A 16627-nucleotide genomic window follows, 5' to 3' on the forward strand; every position below is an offset into this window, starting at 1 on the left:
ATGGATTCCAGGCAACGGCAACCCTCATCGCCCGACAGCTGGTGGAAGAACGGCATCGTCTATCAGATCTATCCGCGTTCGTTCCAGGACAGTGACGGAGACGGCATCGGCGACTTGCGCGGCATCCGGCAACGGCTCGATTATTTGGTGGCGCTCGGTGTCGACGCTGTCTGGATTTCGCCGATCTACCCTTCACCGATGGCCGACTTCGGGTACGACATATCCGACTACTGCGGCATCGACCCGCGCTTCGGCACGCTGGCGGACTTCGACGAACTGGTGCAGGGCGCGCATGCGCGCGGGCTGAAGGTCATCCTCGACTTCGTGCCGAACCATACCTCCGACCGGCATCCCTGGTTCATCGAAAGCAGCTCTTCGCGCAGCGACCCCAAGCGCGACTGGTACCTGTGGCGCGACCCCGCACCCGGCGGCGGTCCGCCGAACAACTGGCTCAGCAATTTCGGCGGCCCGGCCTGGACGCTCGACCCGCGCACCGGGCAGTACTACCTGCACTCGTTCCTGCGCGAGCAGCCCGACCTCAACTGGCGCAACCCGGCGGTGCGCGCTGCGATGTACGAGGCGCTGCGCTTCTGGTTGCGGCGCGGCGTCGACGGCTTCCGCATCGACGTGCTGTACCACCTCGTGAAGGACGCCTCTTTCCGCGACAACCCTGCCAACCCGGCCTTCGTGCCCGGCGGAGACCCGTCGCACAGCCTGCTGCCGCTGTACACCGCCGACCTTCCCGAGGTGCAGGAGATCGTGCGCGAGATGCGCGGCGTGGTCGACGCATTCAGCGACGCGCGCGGCGACCGCGTGCTGATCGGCGAGCTCTACCTGCCCCTGGCGCGCCTCATGGCGTACTACGGGCTCGACAGCGAGGGCGTGCTGCAGGGCGTGCAGCTGCCGTTCAACTTCCAGCTCATCGGCGCGCAATGGCAGGCCGACGTGATCGACCGCCTCGTGCGCGACTACGAAGCCGCGCTGCCGCCCGGCGCGGCGCCCAACTGGGTGCTCGGCAACCACGACAAGCCGCGCATCGCAAGCCGCGTCGGCCCCGAGCGCGCCAGGCTCGCGGCGATGCTGCTGCTCACGCTGCGCGGCACGCCGACCCTGTACTACGGCGACGAGATCGGCATGACGGACGTGGACATTCCTCCCGACGAGGTGCAGGACCCGTTCGAGAAGAACGAGCCCGGCAGGGGGCTCGGCCGCGATCCGCAGCGCACGCCGATGCAGTGGAGCACCGGGCCGCATGCGGGGTTCAGCCATGCCAGCCCCTGGCTGCGGCTGGCCGGCGACTGGGCGGCACTCAATGTCGAGCGGCAGCAGTCCGATGCGACATCGATGCTCGCGCTGTACCGCCGCCTGATCGCGCTGCGGCGCGCGGAACCGGCTTTGCATGCCGGCGCCTGGGAGCCGCTCGACGCTGGCGCGGACATCCTGGCCTATGCACGAACCGTTGCGCAACGCCGGCTCGTGGTGCTGCTGAACTTCGCGGACGCGCAGCGTGGCATCGACAGGGCATTGCTGGGCGAACGTGCCGACGTGCTTGCCAGCACTCATGAGCGGCCGGAAGGGAAGCATGCGGAACGGCTGGTCCTGCATCCGCTCGAAGGCGTCGCACTGGCGGTGCACGGCGCCATCTCCATGCCGAGCTGAGGCGCGCAGACCACGCACTGCCACCATGCCCAGGTGGCGGTGCGCCGGCGGGTGTCGAGCCCCGCCGGCAAGCACTTCGGGCACGCCGCAAACTCGCCGGCGTCCTTGGTAACCCTAATACTTTGAGCCTACCTCCGACACATCGGTTACTTCCCGATGCAGTTCGGCGATGAGCGAGCCGACGTGCCCCGTCACGGCGCTTGAACCCATGGCAGCGCGCTGTGGCTGCCTGCGTGGGGTACCCGCTATCGGGCATATCGCCAGTTGCTACGCGTTCTTACATTTTTACCTTGTATTTCGCAGATCACGGTATGCGGAAGGGGCGAGCCGATGCCGCCGCATGTGGGCGCCTGCCCGATCAGGTAACGAAGCAACAGGTTGAGGCCATGAACAAGATTTTTCGCACCCTTTGGAATCCCGCGCTCGCCACCTGGGTGGCCACGCCTGAGACCTCGCGCGGCCATGCGCGCTCTTCGTCGAGCACGCGCGCCGAGCGCTGCGCCGGCGCGGTCGCCGTAGCGGTGGCACTCCTGTCCGCAGGGCCCGCGATGGCGGCAGGCGGCGCCGGCGGCCAGCCGGCCGGCGACCCGCTGCTGCACGCAGGGGCCGGAGGCAGCGACGGCAACGGCGGCAGCGGCGGTCTCAACGACTCGAACCTGGGCGCGAGCGGCGGCAACGGCGGCGCTTCGACGCCCGCCGGTGCGTCGGATGGCAGCAGCGCCGACATCGGCTCCTTCGCGGGCGCCACGCCCGGCACCGGCGGCGCGGCGGGCGCCACGAGCAACCTCGTGGGCCCGGGGTCGTTCCGTGGCGACGACGGCATGGCGGGCCAGTCGCAGACCGGCGGTGCAGGGGCCGGCAACGGCTACGGCGGTGGTGGTGGCGCGGGCTTCCAGGGCGGGACGATTCCCAGCAATGCGAGCTCGTCCAACCGGCGCCGCACCGGTGGCAACGGCGGCGCGGGCGGTCAGGGCTACTGGGCAGCGGGCGGCGGGGGTGCGGGCGGTTATGGCGCCATCCTCGACGGTCCGCTCGGCAACTTCACGTCGTTCGGAGAGTCGGTGGGCGGCGCGGGCGGGGCGGGCGGCGACGCCTTCTCGCAAGCCGGCGGGGGCGGCAGCGGCGGGGGCGGGTTCCACCTGAACGCCGTCACGCCGGGCCTGGCGTTCACCAACATGTGCACGATCACCGGCGGTGCGGGTGGTGCCGGCGGCTCCAGCCTGCTGCCGGGCGAGCTCAACGCCTCCGGCGGCGGCGGCGGTGCAGGCGGCATCGGGCTCACGCTGGTCGGCACCTCGATTGCCGCGAACAACCCGGGCACGATCACGGGCGGCGCAGGGGCGCGGGCGGCAACGGCGGTGGCGGCGCCACCGGCACCGGCGCGCCGGGCGCGGGTGGCAGCGGCGGCGCGGGCGTGTCGTCCACCGGCAGCTCGGCCGCCATCGCGAACACCGGCACCATCACTGGCGGCGCCGGGGTGCGGGCGGGGTCGCCAACAACGGTGGCGCCAACGGTGGCGCCAACGGTGCGAGCGGTGCCGGCGGCGTCGGTGTCTGGGGTTCGAACCTGGACGTGACCAATACCGGCACCATCTCCGGCGGCCTGGGCGGCGACGGCACGACGCGCGCGCCGGCCGTCCAGTTCACTGCCGGCAGCAACACGCTCACGCTGAACCCCGGCGGCGTGCTGATCGGCGCGATTGCCATCGACCCCGGCGCCACCGGCCGCGTGATCGCCGGCGACGATGGGCTGAGCGTGCCCAACGCGCTGATCCTCGGCGGCACCGGCACCATCGACACCAACGGGCATGACCTGGCCTGGACCGGCGTCATCTCCGGCCCGAGCGATCTGGTGAAGGCCGGCGCGGGCGTGCTCACCGTCAGCGGCGCCAACACCAACAGCGGTGCCACCAGCGTGGCGACCGGCACCTTGCGCGCCGGTGTGGCCGGCACCTTCAGCAGCGCGAGCGCGTTCAACGTGGCGGCAGGCGCCACGCTCGACCTGGCCGGCCACAACCAGACCATCGCGTCAATGAACAACAGCGGCACCGTGACGCTGCCGGGCAGCGTGGCCGGCACCACGCTCACGGTCACCGGGCCATGGGTCGGCAACGGCGGCACGCTGCGCCTGGGCACCGTGCTGGGCAACAGCGCCAGCGTGAGCGACCGGCTCATCCTGAGCGGCGCCACAGCCATCGCCAGCGGCACGACCAATGTGCAGATCACCAACATGGGCGGGCTGGGCGCGCTGACCACCGGCAGCGGCATCGAGGTGATCAGCGCCATCAGCGGGGCCACGACCACGGCGCAGACCACCAGGAGCGCTTTCGTCCTGGCGGGCGGCCATGTCGATGCCGGCGCCTACGAATACCGGCTGTACGCAGCCGATGCCAGCGGCGCGGGCGAGAACTGGTACTTGCGCTCCACCACCACCGTCACGCCGCCCGGAGGTGGCACGGGCACAGGAACCGGAACCGACCCGGGAACAGGCACCGGCACGGGCACCCGGACCGCAGGCGAGGTCACCGGCGCGGCAGGCACCGGCGCAGGGGCGGCGGTGGGCGGCATCGTCGTGCCGACCTATCGCGCAGAGGTGCCGCTGTACGCGGCGCTGCCCGAGCAATTCCGCCAGGCCAACCTTGCGATGGTCGGCAACCTGCACCAGCGCGTGGGCGACGACGGCCCCACGGGCGCGAACATCGCCACGCCCGACCAGGGCTATCGCCAGGCCTGGGGCCGCGTCATCAGCATCGACCGCACCATCTCGCAGGGCGGCACCGTCAGCCCCACCAGCGACGGCCGCCTGACGGGCTTCCAGGCAGGCACCGACCTGTGGGCCGACCCGAACTGGCGCGTGGGCGTGTACGTCGGCCAGCTCGACGGCGACATGCGCGTGACCGGCTTCGCCAGCGGCGTGCAGAACCTCGCGGTCGGCACCAACAACCTGAGGAACCAGTATTTGGGCGCCTATGCCACCTGGAAGAACGACGGCGGCCTGTACGTCGACAGCGTCCTGCAGGCCGGACGCCACCGCTACACCGTGTCGCCGGCTCTGGGCTCCGGCAGTTCCGGCAAGGGCGACAGCCTGCTGGCCTCCGTCGAGGTCGGCCAGGCCTTCGCGATTGCACCCAACTGGACCGTCGAGCCGCAACTGCAGCTGGTGCACCAGCGGGTGAGCCTGGACGACAACGGCATCGCCGGCGCGCTCGTGCAGCAGAATACGCACAGCGGCTGGCTGGTGCGCGCGGGCGTGCGCGTCAAGGGCGAGATGGCGACAGGCGCCGGCCTGCTGCAGCCCTATGTGCGCTTCAACGTGTACCGCAGCGGCAGCGGTACCGACGTCGCGCGTTTCGTCGGCCCGGCCGCGTACACCGACATCGCCACTCGCACCGGCGGCACCAGCACCGAGCTGGCGGGCGGCGCCACGCTGCAGCTCACCGAGAGCACGAGCCTGTACGGCGAAGTGGGCAAGCTGTGGGCCTCCGGTGGCGACACGCGCACGAAGGGCAGCGTGCAGGCCAGCGTGGGCGTGAAGGTGCGCTGGTGAACTGCCGGCAGGGCCTTCTCAGTAGCCGAGCGTCGCCGCCGCCGGTCGCCGCCCGCCGGCACTGGAGGCCTGCTGGAAGGCCTGCGTGATGAGGCCGGTGGTGGTGCTGGCGAAATAGCGCGCGCCCCACTGGCCGTACTTCGCCTCGTCGTCCGGCGTGAGCGCGATCACGCCGCCGCAGTTGCCGGCGTCGCGGATCGCGCAGAGCGCACGCTGGATCGCCGCTTCGACCTCGGGGGCCTTCCAGTTGTTGTCGAAGCCCATCGCATGCGAGAGGTCGTTGGGGCCGACGAAGACGGCATCCACGCCCGGCACGGCCGCGATGTCGGCGGCCTGCCCGACCGCCTCGGGCGTCTCGATCATCACGATCAGCGCCACGCCGGCATTGCTGCGTTCGGTGTGGGCCACGCCCGGGAACGCGCCGTAGCCGGCGGCACGCGGGCTGAAGGCACTGCCGCGCCGGCCGGTGCGCGGATAGCGCACCTGCTGCACCAGGTCGCGCGCTTCCTCGGCGCTGTTCACCATCGGAATCTGCACGCCGCTGGCGCCCATGTCGAGCACGCGCGAGATGTCGTGGCGCAGGCAGCGCACCACGGGCACGATGCCGCTCGCGCGCGCGGCGCGCAGCATGTGCTCGGTGGTCTCCAGGTTGGCGCTGCCGTGCTCGTTGTCGAGGATGACGAAGTCGAACCCGGCATAGCCGCACATCTCGACGATGGCCGGGCTGGGCAGCGAGTTGAAGAGACCGCGCAGGCGCTGGCCGCTCCTGAGCAAGGCAGGCAGGCGCGTATCGAGCGGGTGGTGCGGGTGGTGCGGGTGGCGCGGCTGGTGGAGCGTGTTCTGAGGCTGTTCCATGGTGTGGGTCTTTCAATGGATGTCGTCGGCTTCGCGCATGGCGGCCTCTATCTTCGCCAGGCTGAAGCCCGGGGCGCGCGCGGCGGCCAGCAAGGGCGCCTCCTTGCGCTGCACGAGGTCGATGCAGGCGGGCAATGCCTGGAGGCAGTGCGGCGGGATGCGTACCGCGCCGTGGCGGTCGGCATGGATCAGGTCGTCGTGCGCCACGCGCAGGCCGAACACCTCCACCGTGTTGCCGATGCTCTCGACGTGCACGAAGGCATGCGAGGGGCCGATGCTGCCGGCCAGGATCGGGAAGCGAGGCGACAGGTCGCCGAGGTCTCGCACCGAGCCGTTGGTCAGCACGCCGGCCACGCCCAGCCCTTCGTGCACGGCCGAGTTGACCTCGCCCCAGAACGAGCCGATGCCGGGCTGCTCGTCCAGGTCCTGCATCACCACGAGCGTGGGCACGCCGTTTACCGGCGCGACATGGCGGTAGTAGTCGAGCCGCAGCTGCCGCATCTCGGCGGCGGGCCGGTCGGAAGGCTGCGCGGCGCGGATGCACGCGGTGCGCGCGAAGCCCAGCATCGGCGCCATCGGCTGCGGTGCGGCCACCAGCGTGCCGCGGGTGAAGCCCTGCGCGCTGCGCCCGCCCATCGCGATTTCGAGCGCGTTGCAGATCGTCGGCGTGTCGACCGAGCGCAGCTTGCGGACGAGTTCGGCACCGAGCGCCGGACCTGGTGCGGCGGCGCTCATTCGAGCGTCACATGGTTGGCCTTGATGAGCTCGGCGAACTTCAGCGTCTCGTCCTGGATGAACTTGCGGAACGCCTGGGGCGTCATCGGCCTGGGCGTGAAGCCTTGCGCCGCGAGACGCTCGACCACCGAGGGCGTGCGCAGCACCGCGACCACTTCGGCGTTGAGCCAGGTGACCACGGGTGCCGGCGTCGCTGCCGGCGCCAGCAGCCCGAGCCATGTCGCGGCCTCGAAGCCGGGCACGCCCGATTCGGCCAGCGTCGGCAGGTCGGGCGCCAGCGGCGAGCGCGCGGCGCTCGTCACGGCCAGTGCCTTGGCCTGATTGTTCTTGGCGAAGGCCAGCGCGGTGGTCATGTTGTCGAACTGCATGTCGATCTGGTTGCCCGCCAGGTCGACCAGCGACTGGCTGCTGCCCTTGTACGGCACGTGCACCGCCTTGCCGCCGATGCGGTTGAGGAACATCAGCGCCGTGAGGTGCTGCGACGTGCCGTTGCCGCTCGAGCCGTACGACACCGCATCGGGCTTGGCCTTGACGACCGCGATGAGCGACTTCACATCGGTCGCTCCCGACTTGTTGCCGGCCAGCAGCACGAGCGGCGTGCTCGCGAGTTCGGTCACGGGCGCGAAGTCCTTCTCGACGTTGTAGCTCAGCTTCTTCAGCAGCGTCGGGTTGACCGACAGCGCGGTCTGCGTGCCCAGCAGCAGCGTGTAGCCGTCGGGCTTGGCGCGCGCGACGAACTCGGTGCCGATGCCGCCGCCCGCGCCGGCCTTGTTGTCGACCACCACGGCCGTGCCCCAGCGCTTGCCGAGTTCCTCGGCCACCAGGCGCGCAACGATGTCCGTGGCACCGCCGGGCGCGAACGGCACGACGATGGTGACGCGGCCCGTGGACGGGTAGCCGCCCGGGCCGGCGGCGGCGGTCTGTGCCGAGACGAGGTGGCCGATGCCGCCACCCAGCGCGAGCGCGGCCAGCAGCACCGTGCGGCGCAGGTTCTTCTTCGTGGTTGTGTGCTTCATGGTTGTCTTTCTCATTCGGCCTGGATGCCGGCGTCCTTGATGACCTTGCCCCACTTCGCGATCTCCGATTGCTGGAACGCGGTGAAGGCCTCCGACGTGCGGCCGTCGGGCTCCACGCCGAGGCCGCGCAATTTCTCCTGCACGTCGGGCATCGCCACGATGGCCGCGATCTCGCGCGCCAGCCGGTCGACCACCGGCTTGGGCGTGCCGGCGGGTGCGAACACGCCCTGCCACGACTGCATCTCGAAGTTCGGCGCGCCGGCCTCCGCCAGCGTGGGCACGCCCGGCAGGCTGGGCAGCCGCTTCGCGGCGGTCACGCCGAGCACCTTCACGCGCTTGCCGTCGATCATGGGACGCGCGGCCGCCACGGTCTCGAACACCATGTCGATCTGTCCGCCGACCAGGTCCACGATGGCCTGCGAGCCGCCCTTGTAGATGATCTGGCGCATGCGCGTGTGCGTGATGTTCTCGAACAGCTGGCCCGACAGGTGCTGCGAGGTGCCGGGGCCGGCCGTGCCGTAGGTGAGGCTCTCGGGCCTGGCCTTGAGCTCGGCGACGACCTGCGCCACCGAGTTGAAGCGGCTGCCCTCGGGCACCACGAGCACGTTGCTCACCATGCCCACGAGATTCACCGGCACGAAGTCCTTCACCGGGTCGTAGCCGAGGTTCTTGCTGAAGAAGGGATTGACCGCATGCGTGGTGATGGTGCCGCCCATCACGGTGTAGCCGTCGGCCGGCGCGCGTGCGACGGCCTGCGTGCCGACGATGCCCGACACGCCGGGCCGGTTGTCGATGACCACCGGCTGCCCGAGCCGTTCGCTCAGATGCTGGGCCACCAGGCGCGCCACGCCGTCGGACACGCCGCCGGGAGAAAAGGGCACCACGTACTTGATCGGCTTGGTGGGCCATGCGGCGGCCTGCGCGTGCGCGGCGCCGGGCAGGGCGGCGAGTGTGGAAAGGGCGAATGCGGCCAGCATCAAGGGGCGGATTCGGGGGCTCATGGGGTGTGTCTCCTGGATGAAATGGGATGCGTCCCGCTCAGGCGGGCTTCGAAACTCTTGTTGTCCTGCGGCGCGCGGCGCGAACCGACTCGCGCTCGACCACGCGGCAGGGAATGACCACGTTGCGCGGTTGCGCGTCGTCCTGCATCTGTTCGTGCAGCAGCTCGACCGTGGCCTCGACCATCGGCTCCACGCCCTGCACCACGGTCGTGAGGCGGTAGGCGCCCCAGGCCGCCTGCGGCACGTCGTCGAAGCCGATCACGCTCACGTCCTCGGGCACGCGCAGGCCCAGCTCCTGGCGCAGCACGTCCATCACGGCGATCGCCATGTGGTCGTTGGCGACGAACACAGCGTCCGGGCGCTTCGTGGCCGGCACTCCGGCGAACATGGCGCGCGCGGCGTGGCGCGCGCGCTCGAAGCTGTAGTGCCCGACCTCGCGGCGGAAGACGGCGGCGCCTGCTTCGGCAAGCGCCTCGTTGAAGCCGCGCTCGCGCTCCAGGTTGGTCGACGACTTCTCGAGCCCTGCAAGGAACGCGATGCGCTTGTGCCCGCGCTCGAGCAGCAGCTGCGCCACCATGCGGCCGCCTTCGCGGTTGTCGGAGGTGACCGAACTCGTGGTGTGGCGCGCGAAGGCGCTGGTGTCGGGCACGCGGTTGAACAGCACCACCGGAACGCCCGAATCGGCGCACTGGCGCGCGAGGTCGGGCGACAGCATGGCCGACGCCATGACGATGCCGTCGATCTGGTACTGCAGGATCTCGTCGAGCACGCCGTCGGTCTCGTCGCCGTCGCTGATGAACATCAGCACGTGGTAGCCCTGTTTCTGCAGCTTCTGGGAGAGCTTCTCGATCACCAGCGGATAGAACTGGTTCTCCAGGTAACCCATGACCAGCGCGATGATCCGGCTGCGCCGCGTGATGAGGCTGCGCGCCATGGCGTTGGGCCGGTAGCCCAGCGACTTGGCCGCGATCATCACGCGTGCGCGCGTGTCTTCCGACACGCTGGCGCCGGGCGTGAAGGTGCGGCTCACGGCCGACTGCGACACGTTGGCCAGCCTGGCCACGTCCTGCGCGGTGGCGTTCGACCTCATGCCGCGCTCCAGCCGCCGTCCAGCATCAGCGCACTGCCGGTCATGAGGCTCGAGGCCTCGCTCGCCAGGAACACCACCGCGCCCATGACCTCCTCGGTCTTGCCGAGGCGGCCCAGCGCGATGCGCTCGGTGACCCAGCCGCGGAACGCGGGGTCGGCGAACATGCCGGCCGTCATCGCGGTCTCGATGAAGGTCGGACAGATCGTGTTGACGCGGATGTTCGCCGGCCCCAGTTCCCAGGCCAGCGCCTTGGTCATGCCCTCGACGGCATGCTTGCTCGCGCAGTACAGCGTGCGCCGCGGGCTGCCGACCACGCCCATCTGCGAGGAGATGGTGACGATGGAGCCCGGCAGCTTCGCCGCGAGCAGGCCGCGCGCCACCGTGCGCGTGACGTACAGCGTGGCCTTCACGTTCAGGTCGAATACCGCATCGATGTCCTCGTCCTGCACGTCGACGAGCGGCTTGGGCCGGTTGAGACCGGCGTTGTTCACGAGGATCTGGAACGGCGCGGCGGCACCCAGTGCGGCGCTCACGGCCGACGAATCGGTCACGTCGAGCACGAGGTGGTCGCAGGCGCCGCCTTCGGCGCGGATCTGCGCGCAGGCCTCGCGCAGCTCGTTCTCCGAGCGCGCCGCCAGCGTGACGTGCGCGCCGGCACGCGCGAGCGCGGCCGCCGCGGCCAGGCCGATGCCGCGTCCGGCACCGGTGACCAGCGCGCGCTGTCCGTCGACCCTAAAGCCCGGCGAGCGGGGCAGGGCGCTCATCACGACAGCGCCGGCACCGGCTGGTACCAAGGCACGTCGGCGCGCGTGCCGTAGCGGCGCACACGCAGGTTGGCCTGCTCGCCGTGGCCTGCGAAGTTCTCCATGTGGCACAGGCGCGAGCAGTACTCGCCCATCAGCGCGCTCGCCTCGTCGGTCAGCACCTTCTGGTACGTGCAGGTCTTCAGGAACTTGCCGACCCACAGGCCGCCGGTGTAGCGCGCATTGCGGTTGGTGGGCAGCGTGTGGTTGGTGCCGATGACCTTGTCGCCGAAGCTCACGTTGGTGCGCGAGCCGAGGAACAGGGCGCCGTAGTTGGTCATGTGCGCCAGGAAGTAGTCGGGGTCGCGCGTGAGCACCTGCACGTGCTCGAAGGCGAGCTCGTTGGCTTTCTGCAGCATCTCTTCCTGCGTGTCGCAGACGATCACCTCGCCGTACTCGGCCCAGCTCACTGCGGCGATGGCCGCGGTCGGCAGGATCTTCAGTTGCCGTTCGATCTCGGCCAGGGTGGCATGCGCGAGCTGCTCGCTGGTGGTGAGCAGGATCGCGGGCGACGTGGGGCCGTGCTCGGCCTGGCCCAGCAGGTCGACTGCGCACATCTCGCCGTCGGCGGTCTCGTCGGCGATCACCAGCGTTTCGGTCGGGCCTGCGAACAGGTCGATGCCCACGCGGCCGTAGAGCTGGCGCTTGGCCTCGGCCACGTACATGTTGCCCGGGCCCACCAGCATGTCGACCGGTGCGATGGTCTGCGTGCCCACGGCCATCGCCACCACGGCCTGCACGCCGCCCAGCACCAGGATCTCGTCGGCACCGGCCATGGCCATGGCCGTGACGATGGCCGGATGCGGCGCGCCCTGGTAGGGCGGAGCGGTGGCCACGACGCGCTTCACGCCGGCCACCTTGGCCGTCAGCACGCTCATGTGGGCCGAGGCCAGCAGCGGGTACTTGCCGCCGGGGATGTAGCAGCCCACCGCGTCCATCGGGATGTTGCGGTGGCCGAGGATGACGCCGGGGTAGGTCTCGACCTCGACGTCCTTCATGGAATCGCGCTGGATCTGTGCGAAGTTGCGCACCTGCTTCTGCGCGAAGGCGATGTCCTCGATCTCGCGTGCGCTCAGGCTCTTGCGTGCTTTTTCGATCGCATCGGCGGAAAGCCGGAAGTCGTCGGGGTTCCAGTTGTCGAAGCGGTGGCTGTAGTCGCGCACTGCGGCGTCGCCGCGTGCTTCCACGTCCTTGATGATGCCTTCGACGGTGGCGCGCACCTTGGCATCGTCATCGGCACGGACTTGCACGTCCTTGCCGCGCTTGAGGTATTTGATCATCGGGTTCTTCCAGTGGTGGGTCGTTGCATTCGTATGCAATGTCGAAACCTTGCATTCGTATGCAAACAGGGAAAACCCTAGGAAGAACTGAAACCAGCAGTTGGCTGGTCAATGCGTTGCGGGAAGCGCGGGCCGGAGCCCTTGCGGCTCAATGGACGAAGGAGTCGACCTTCACGGGCAGGGTCGGCGGCACCCAGACGTAGTCCGGTCCGAGCGCGTTTCGATGGCCGGCTGCGCCGCTCCATCGCAGATACAGCAGGTCGGCGATCGTCCAGCCCGCCCAATCCGCCCGGAAGGGACGATCGCCGACGTCCGCAGCGAGCGTGTCCTGGAGCCTGTTGCGCCAGATGACCGTCGGTATCCGGTATCCCGAAGCGGTCGAAGGGCTGTGGCCTGCGTAGTTGCTGCCATGGCCCACCTCCTGTCCATGGTCGGACAGGTACATCCACGCGCGGTATTCGTCCGTGCGGCCGATGCGGCGCGTCAGCTGCAGGGTCTCGGACACCACGAAGTCGTGGTACAGCAAGGCCGAGTCGTACTCCTGGCGGAACTTGCGCACCCAGGCCGAGCGGCCGCTCTTCTCGAGCGCTTCCTCCACGCCGTCGACCTGGTCGTCGAAGGGGTTCTCGCCCGCCGGAAAACGCAGGTTGTAGTGCGGATGCGCGCCCATCAGATGGACGACGATCAGTTTGCGCTCCGCCTTGTCCTCCAGCGCTTCCTGGACGCAGTCGAGCAGCTCTCCGTCGAGCGATGCGCCGGCCCGTCCCGGCACGCGGTTCACGATGTCGACCACGTCGGCCAGCTTCGCGTGCTGCTGCTCGATGGCCACGTCGTCATGGTTGCTCATCCACCAGACCTTGTAGCCGGCAGCACGCGCGAGCGCGAGCACGTGGTGCGGCTGTTCGCTCTGCGGCTGCCCGAAGTTGAACATGTTGCGCAGCGACGGCAGGGTGCTCGCATCGACCGACCAGGCATTGCGCATGACCACCATCTGGTCCTGCAGCTGCGCCTTGTGCGCGAGCAGTCGCGGGGTGGTCGCTCGCGCATAGCCATAGAGCCCCATGTTGTCGCGATTGATGCTGTCGGTGATGACGAGCACGACGGTTGCGGGCCCCTCGTGGGCGATCACCGGTGCGGCTGCCCTGGCGCGTTCGAGCGCCTGGTCGCGCTCCTGCTGCTGGTCGGCCCATGCCTCGCGGAGCTGGTGCACGGACTGGTTCCAGTTGGCCCAGAAAACCACGGGATGAAGCCGGCGCCAGGGCTTGCTGAGGTGCGCGATGCCGCCGAGCACCATCGCCAGCGCGACGACGGCGACGGCGCCCCGGGGCCATGCAGCGTCTCGCCGCACACCGTGGCGGACGGACCGCGCCACCACCACCGCGGCCACGACCACGGTGCACGCCCAGATCAGGAAGGCCCGCCAGTGCGTGGCGAAGTATTCGCCGGTCTCGCGGCTGTTCGTGTTGGCCGCTGCGGCCTGCACGAACGAGCTGTCCGGAGCGGCCTGGTAGGTATCGAGCAGATAGGCACGGAGCACGCCGTCGAAGACGAAGGCCATCGCGCAGAGCCAGACGGCCACGGTGCGGATCCGGTGCCATACGGGTGTGCGCACCGGCCAGAGCATCCACGCCAGTGCAGGCGCGGCGAGCACTGCAAGCTGGGCGACGCGCCGACCGTCATGGCCCAGCGCGATGGTCGCGAGCAGCGTGGCCGCGATGGCTGCAAAGGCGAGCCATGAACGTCGATGGCTTGTGCGATGGGGGACGGGGGCTCGGCTGCCGGCGGTGTTCATGCGGCGCCGATTCTGGCAGCGCGAGCGCGGCCGGATCGTCAATTGGCCGGCCATGCAGCGGGCTATTCGGGCAGGCGCCTATACTCGCGGCTCCCTTGGGGAGTAGCCGGCTTCCGCTCCTGGAAGCGCCTTCGTCAACACACTCGGCATCTTGCATGCTGTGGCGCAGGCAACCGTTTCGGCGGTTGGCGAGACCATCGGCATTTCACCGCGACGCAGGTCGGGCAGCGGTGAAGTGCCGTTGCGCTCTCGCCCGACCGTAGAAAACGTCCCCCACATGAACTTCGCTTCCACCGCATTGCTGGCCCTGGCCATGTCGACCGATGCATTCGCCGCGGCCGTCGGCAAGGGCACCGCACTGCAGAAACCCCGATGGACCGAGGCGCTTCGAACGGGCGCGATCTTCGGCGTGATCGAGGCGATCACGCCGTTGGTCGGCTGGGCGCTCGGCTTGGCCGCTGCCGACTACGTGAAGGCCTGGGACCACTGGATCGCGTTCGTGCTGCTGGCCGTGCTCGGCGGCCGCATGGTCTGGGCAGCGGTCCGCAAGCCGGAGGAAGCCGAGACCGAGAAGCCTCGCCGCCACGGATTCTGGTTGCTCGCGGTCACCGGGTTCGCAACCAGCATCGATGCCATGGCCGTCGGCGTCGGCCTGGCGTTTCTGGATGTCGACATCCTGCCTGTCGCTGCCGCGATCGGGTTCGCAACCTTCGCGATGGTCGCCGTCGGCGTCATGGTCGGCAGGGTGCTGGGCAGCGTGGTCGGACGCTGGGCCGAAGCCATCGGCGGCATTTTGCTCGTGGGGATCGGCTCGGTCATCCTCTATGAGCACCTGTCTGCGCTCGCTTGAGCTGTTGGCCCATGCATGGCGTCTGCTCGGAGAAGTGCAGCGCATCGCATCGAGTGCCTGACGGCGGCCGACGACTTCAGCCGCGAGTGCGTGAGCATTCCATCGCTCCAAGCCAGTGGCACCGACCGTGGCCGGTCCGCCCATCCCGCCCTCCGTCCATCGATTTTTTCAAGATGGCGTAACCCGGGCGAGCGTGCTCGCGAACTAAGCTCAGACGCATCGAGCACGCTGGCATGCCAACGCGCAGGCGCCGCTGTCGAGAGGCCACGTCCTGAGAAGTCCTCAGTACGCCCTCCGTCGAGCCTTTGAGAAGAACCCGATGAAAAAACACCAAGATGCTCCGTCCGCAGGGCTGCCGATCGTCGTTCGGCTTGCGGCCATCCTCTGTCTGGTGATCGCTGCCGCTTGCGCATTCGCCTACGCGGCTGGCTGGCTGACACCCGCGCGCCTGACGCCAACGAAGATCGTCGACTCGCTCGCGCCGCCGGGCGGTCCCGTGAAGGGATTCAGGCGCAACCATGCCAAAGGCATCTGCTTTGCCGGAGGTTTCGAGGCGAACGGCGATGCCGTCGCGATTTCCCGGGCGCCCATGTTCAAAGTCGGCACCTATCCCGTCACCGGGCGTTTCAATCTCGCCGGCCCGATTCCCACCATGGCGGATGGCACCGGCCGTGTGCGTGGCCTGAGCCTGCGGATACAGGCGGCGGATGGACAGGAGTGGCGCACTGCCATGATCAATCCACCCTTTTTTCCGATCGCCACGCCCAAAGACTTCTATGAATTGCAGCGGGCAAACGCCAACAAGGATGATCCGTCGGCGGCCAAGCAATTCGCTGCCAGTCATCCATCGCTGCGCGCGTTCGGGGCATGGGCAGGCACGGCGCCCTTTGCCGAGTCGTATGCCGAGGATCGCTTCAACAGCCTCAACAGTTTCGTGTTCACCAACGCGCAGGGGCAGAGCCAGACCGTTCGCTGGTCGTTCATTCCGACCGCTGCCGTCGTGCCGGTGCCGCCGGAAGAGTTGAAGAAGCGTGACCCTGACTTCCTCTTCAAGGAGATCACCGAACGGGTCGCTGCCGCTCCACAGAAATGGAAACTGGTCGTGACCCTTGCCAATCCGGGAGATCCCACCAGCGACCCGACCAAGGTGTGGCCCGACGATCGCCGCCAGATCGAGGCGGGCACGCTCCTGGTCACCCGCATCGAGCCCGAGGCTGATGGCGCGTGCCGCGACATCAACTTCGATCCCACGGTGCTGCCGGAGGGTATCCACACGTCCGACGATCCGTTCCCGGCAGCGCGATCAGCCGCCTACGCCGTGTCCTACGACCGGCGCACCGCAGAGTCATCCCACTATCCGCGCATCCAAGCCGAAGGCAAGCCATGAGCCGCTCCAGCATGAAATTCTCCTTGGCGCAGCGTGTGCTTCACTGGGGCATGGCCCTCGGCATCCTTGCGATGCTGTTCATCGGCGTGGGCATGATGTCCACCATCGACAGCATCTATCTGCTTCTGGTGAGCATCCACAAGCCGCTGGGCATCGTGCTGCTCGCCTTGGCGTTGTTGCGTCTCGCCGTGCGCTGGCGGACCGGGGCGCCGCCGCTGCCGGCGGGCATGAGCGAGCCGATGAAGCTCGCGGCCAGGTTGTCGCACGTGGCGTTCTACGTGCTGATGATCGCGATGCCGCTGCTGGGCTGGTCCATGTTGTCGGCGGCGGACTATCCCGTCGTCTTCGCCGGGATGCGGCTGCCTTCGATCGTCCCGCCCAACGCCGAGCTGCACAGCATGCTGTGGACAGCCCACCGCGCCCTCGCGTTCTGCCTGTTCGCGTTGTTCCTGCTGCACTTCGCCGCAGCGCTCTTTCACGCCTGGGTCCGGAAGGACGGCGTGTTCGAGACCATGACATCCGGCCGAAGCGACAGGCGTCGATGATCCGGTGATCGGCCGCACCGCGAAGCCTGTGCCGGGAATGGGTTGAGGTCCAGGTCATCGGGGTGCTC

General features: G+C 69.1%; 14 protein-coding genes and 1 riboswitch. Of the genes, 6 read left to right on the top strand and 8 right to left on the bottom strand.

Translation table 11 applies throughout. The features are described 5' to 3' along the window. The 3 genes from AACL56_RS33565 (at position 1) to AACL56_RS33575 (ending at position 5205) form a co-directional block, all read left to right on the top strand. The gene (locus tag AACL56_RS33565) at positions 1-1659 is read left to right on the top strand and encodes an alpha-amylase family glycosyl hydrolase (protein ID WP_339094955.1); all 1659 of its coding nucleotides are present in this window, start codon (positions 1-3) and stop codon (positions 1657-1659) included. A 386-nt stretch (positions 1660-2045) separates the two neighbouring features. Beyond that, positions 2046-3470, top strand: a complete 1425-nt coding sequence (locus AACL56_RS33570) for an ESPR domain-containing protein (protein ID WP_339094957.1) — start codon at positions 2046-2048, stop codon at positions 3468-3470. A gap of 58 nt (positions 3471-3528) precedes the next feature. Next, positions 3529-5205, top strand: a complete 1677-nt coding sequence (locus AACL56_RS33575) for an autotransporter outer membrane beta-barrel domain-containing protein (RefSeq protein ID WP_339095326.1) — start codon at positions 3529-3531, stop codon at positions 5203-5205. An 18-nt stretch (positions 5206-5223) separates the two neighbouring features. Here the strand turns inward: AACL56_RS33575 and AACL56_RS33580 are convergent, their stop codons facing one another. The 8 genes from AACL56_RS33580 to AACL56_RS33615 form a co-directional block, all read right to left on the bottom strand. Next, complete coding sequence (locus tag AACL56_RS33580; RefSeq protein WP_339094959.1) at positions 5224-6060, bottom strand: HpcH/HpaI aldolase family protein; 837 nt, start codon at positions 6058-6060, stop codon at positions 5224-5226. 12 nt (positions 6061-6072) lie between these two features. After that, the gene (locus AACL56_RS33585) at positions 6073-6795 is read right to left on the bottom strand and encodes an RraA family protein (RefSeq protein WP_339094961.1); all 723 of its coding nucleotides are present in this window, start codon (positions 6793-6795) and stop codon (positions 6073-6075) included. After that, complete coding sequence (locus tag AACL56_RS33590) at positions 6792-7811, bottom strand: Bug family tripartite tricarboxylate transporter substrate binding protein (protein WP_339094963.1); 1020 nt, start codon at positions 7809-7811, stop codon at positions 6792-6794. Before AACL56_RS33590 ends, AACL56_RS33585 begins: the two co-directional genes overlap by 4 nt. An 11-nt stretch (positions 7812-7822) precedes the next feature. Next, positions 7823-8812 (bottom strand): Bug family tripartite tricarboxylate transporter substrate binding protein, encoded by a 990-nt coding sequence (locus tag AACL56_RS33595; RefSeq protein WP_339094965.1) that lies wholly within the window; start codon positions 8810-8812, stop codon positions 7823-7825. 37 nt (positions 8813-8849) lie between these two features. Beyond that, the gene (locus tag AACL56_RS33600; protein ID WP_339094967.1) at positions 8850-9902 is read right to left on the bottom strand and encodes a LacI family DNA-binding transcriptional regulator; all 1053 of its coding nucleotides are present in this window, start codon (positions 9900-9902) and stop codon (positions 8850-8852) included. Next, a complete protein-coding gene (locus AACL56_RS33605; protein WP_339094969.1) occupies positions 9899-10666 on the bottom strand; it encodes an SDR family NAD(P)-dependent oxidoreductase in 768 nt (255 codons plus the stop codon). The genes AACL56_RS33600 and AACL56_RS33605 overlap by 4 nt, the downstream gene beginning before the upstream one ends. Continuing rightward, positions 10666-11985 (bottom strand): histidinol dehydrogenase, encoded by a 1320-nt coding sequence (gene hisD / locus AACL56_RS33610; protein ID WP_339094971.1) that lies wholly within the window; start codon positions 11983-11985, stop codon positions 10666-10668. Before hisD ends, AACL56_RS33605 begins: the two co-directional genes overlap by 1 nt. A gap of 148 nt (positions 11986-12133) precedes the next feature. Then, positions 12134-13777 carry a phosphoethanolamine transferase gene (locus AACL56_RS33615; protein WP_339094973.1) on the bottom strand — a complete coding sequence of 548 codons (1644 nt, stop codon included), beginning with the start codon at positions 13775-13777 and terminating at the stop codon, positions 12134-12136. Positions 13778-13867: 90 nt separating this feature from the next. Further along, positions 13868-14035, top strand: a riboswitch (yybP-ykoY riboswitch). Between the two features lie 19 nt (positions 14036-14054). Between AACL56_RS33615 and mntP the strand changes: the two genes are divergently transcribed. The 3 genes from mntP to AACL56_RS33630 all read left to right on the top strand — a co-directional run bounded on the left by mntP (position 14055) and on the right by AACL56_RS33630 (position 16559). Beyond that, complete coding sequence (gene mntP / locus AACL56_RS33620; protein ID WP_339094975.1) at positions 14055-14627, top strand: manganese efflux pump MntP; 573 nt, start codon at positions 14055-14057, stop codon at positions 14625-14627. Between the two features lie 319 nt (positions 14628-14946). After that, positions 14947-16014, top strand: coding sequence for a catalase family peroxidase (locus tag AACL56_RS33625; RefSeq protein WP_339094977.1), 1068 nt, complete (start codon positions 14947-14949; stop codon positions 16012-16014). Continuing rightward, positions 16011-16559, top strand: coding sequence for a cytochrome b (locus tag AACL56_RS33630; RefSeq protein WP_339094979.1), 549 nt, complete (start codon positions 16011-16013; stop codon positions 16557-16559). The genes AACL56_RS33625 and AACL56_RS33630 overlap by 4 nt, the downstream gene beginning before the upstream one ends. Positions 16560-16627: the final 68 nt, after the last annotated feature.

The sequence above is a fragment of the Variovorax paradoxus genome, from assembly GCF_902712855.1.
Taxonomy (GTDB): domain Bacteria; phylum Pseudomonadota; class Gammaproteobacteria; order Burkholderiales; family Burkholderiaceae_C; genus Variovorax; species Variovorax paradoxus_Q.

Bases quoted from the DNA above. Each gene is read 5' to 3' on its own strand.
- AACL56_RS33565 (WP_339094955.1), top strand. From the start codon at position 1: ATGGATTCCAGGCAACGGCAACCCTCATCGCCCGACAGCTGGTGGAAG.
- AACL56_RS33570 (WP_339094957.1), top strand. From the start codon at position 2,046: ATGAACAAGATTTTTCGCACCCTTTGGAATCCCGCGCTCGCCACCTGG.
- AACL56_RS33580 (WP_339094959.1), bottom strand. From the start codon at position 6,060: ATGGAACAGCCTCAGAACACGCTCCACCAGCCGCGCCACCCGCACCAC.
- AACL56_RS33585 (WP_339094961.1), bottom strand. From the start codon at position 6,795: ATGAGCGCCGCCGCACCAGGTCCGGCGCTCGGTGCCGAACTCGTCCGC.
- AACL56_RS33590 (WP_339094963.1), bottom strand. From the start codon at position 7,811: ATGAAGCACACAACCACGAAGAAGAACCTGCGCCGCACGGTGCTGCTG.
- AACL56_RS33595 (WP_339094965.1), bottom strand. From the start codon at position 8,812: ATGAGCCCCCGAATCCGCCCCTTGATGCTGGCCGCATTCGCCCTTTCC.
- AACL56_RS33600 (WP_339094967.1), bottom strand. From the start codon at position 9,902: ATGAGGTCGAACGCCACCGCGCAGGACGTGGCCAGGCTGGCCAACGTG.
- AACL56_RS33605 (WP_339094969.1), bottom strand. From the start codon at position 10,666: ATGAGCGCCCTGCCCCGCTCGCCGGGCTTTAGGGTCGACGGACAGCGC.
- hisD (WP_339094971.1), bottom strand. From the start codon at position 11,985: ATGATCAAATACCTCAAGCGCGGCAAGGACGTGCAAGTCCGTGCCGAT.
- AACL56_RS33615 (WP_339094973.1), bottom strand. From the start codon at position 13,777: ATGAACACCGCCGGCAGCCGAGCCCCCGTCCCCCATCGCACAAGCCAT.
- mntP (WP_339094975.1), top strand. From the start codon at position 14,055: ATGAACTTCGCTTCCACCGCATTGCTGGCCCTGGCCATGTCGACCGAT.
- AACL56_RS33625 (WP_339094977.1), top strand. From the start codon at position 14,947: ATGAAAAAACACCAAGATGCTCCGTCCGCAGGGCTGCCGATCGTCGTT.
- AACL56_RS33630 (WP_339094979.1), top strand. From the start codon at position 16,011: ATGAGCCGCTCCAGCATGAAATTCTCCTTGGCGCAGCGTGTGCTTCAC.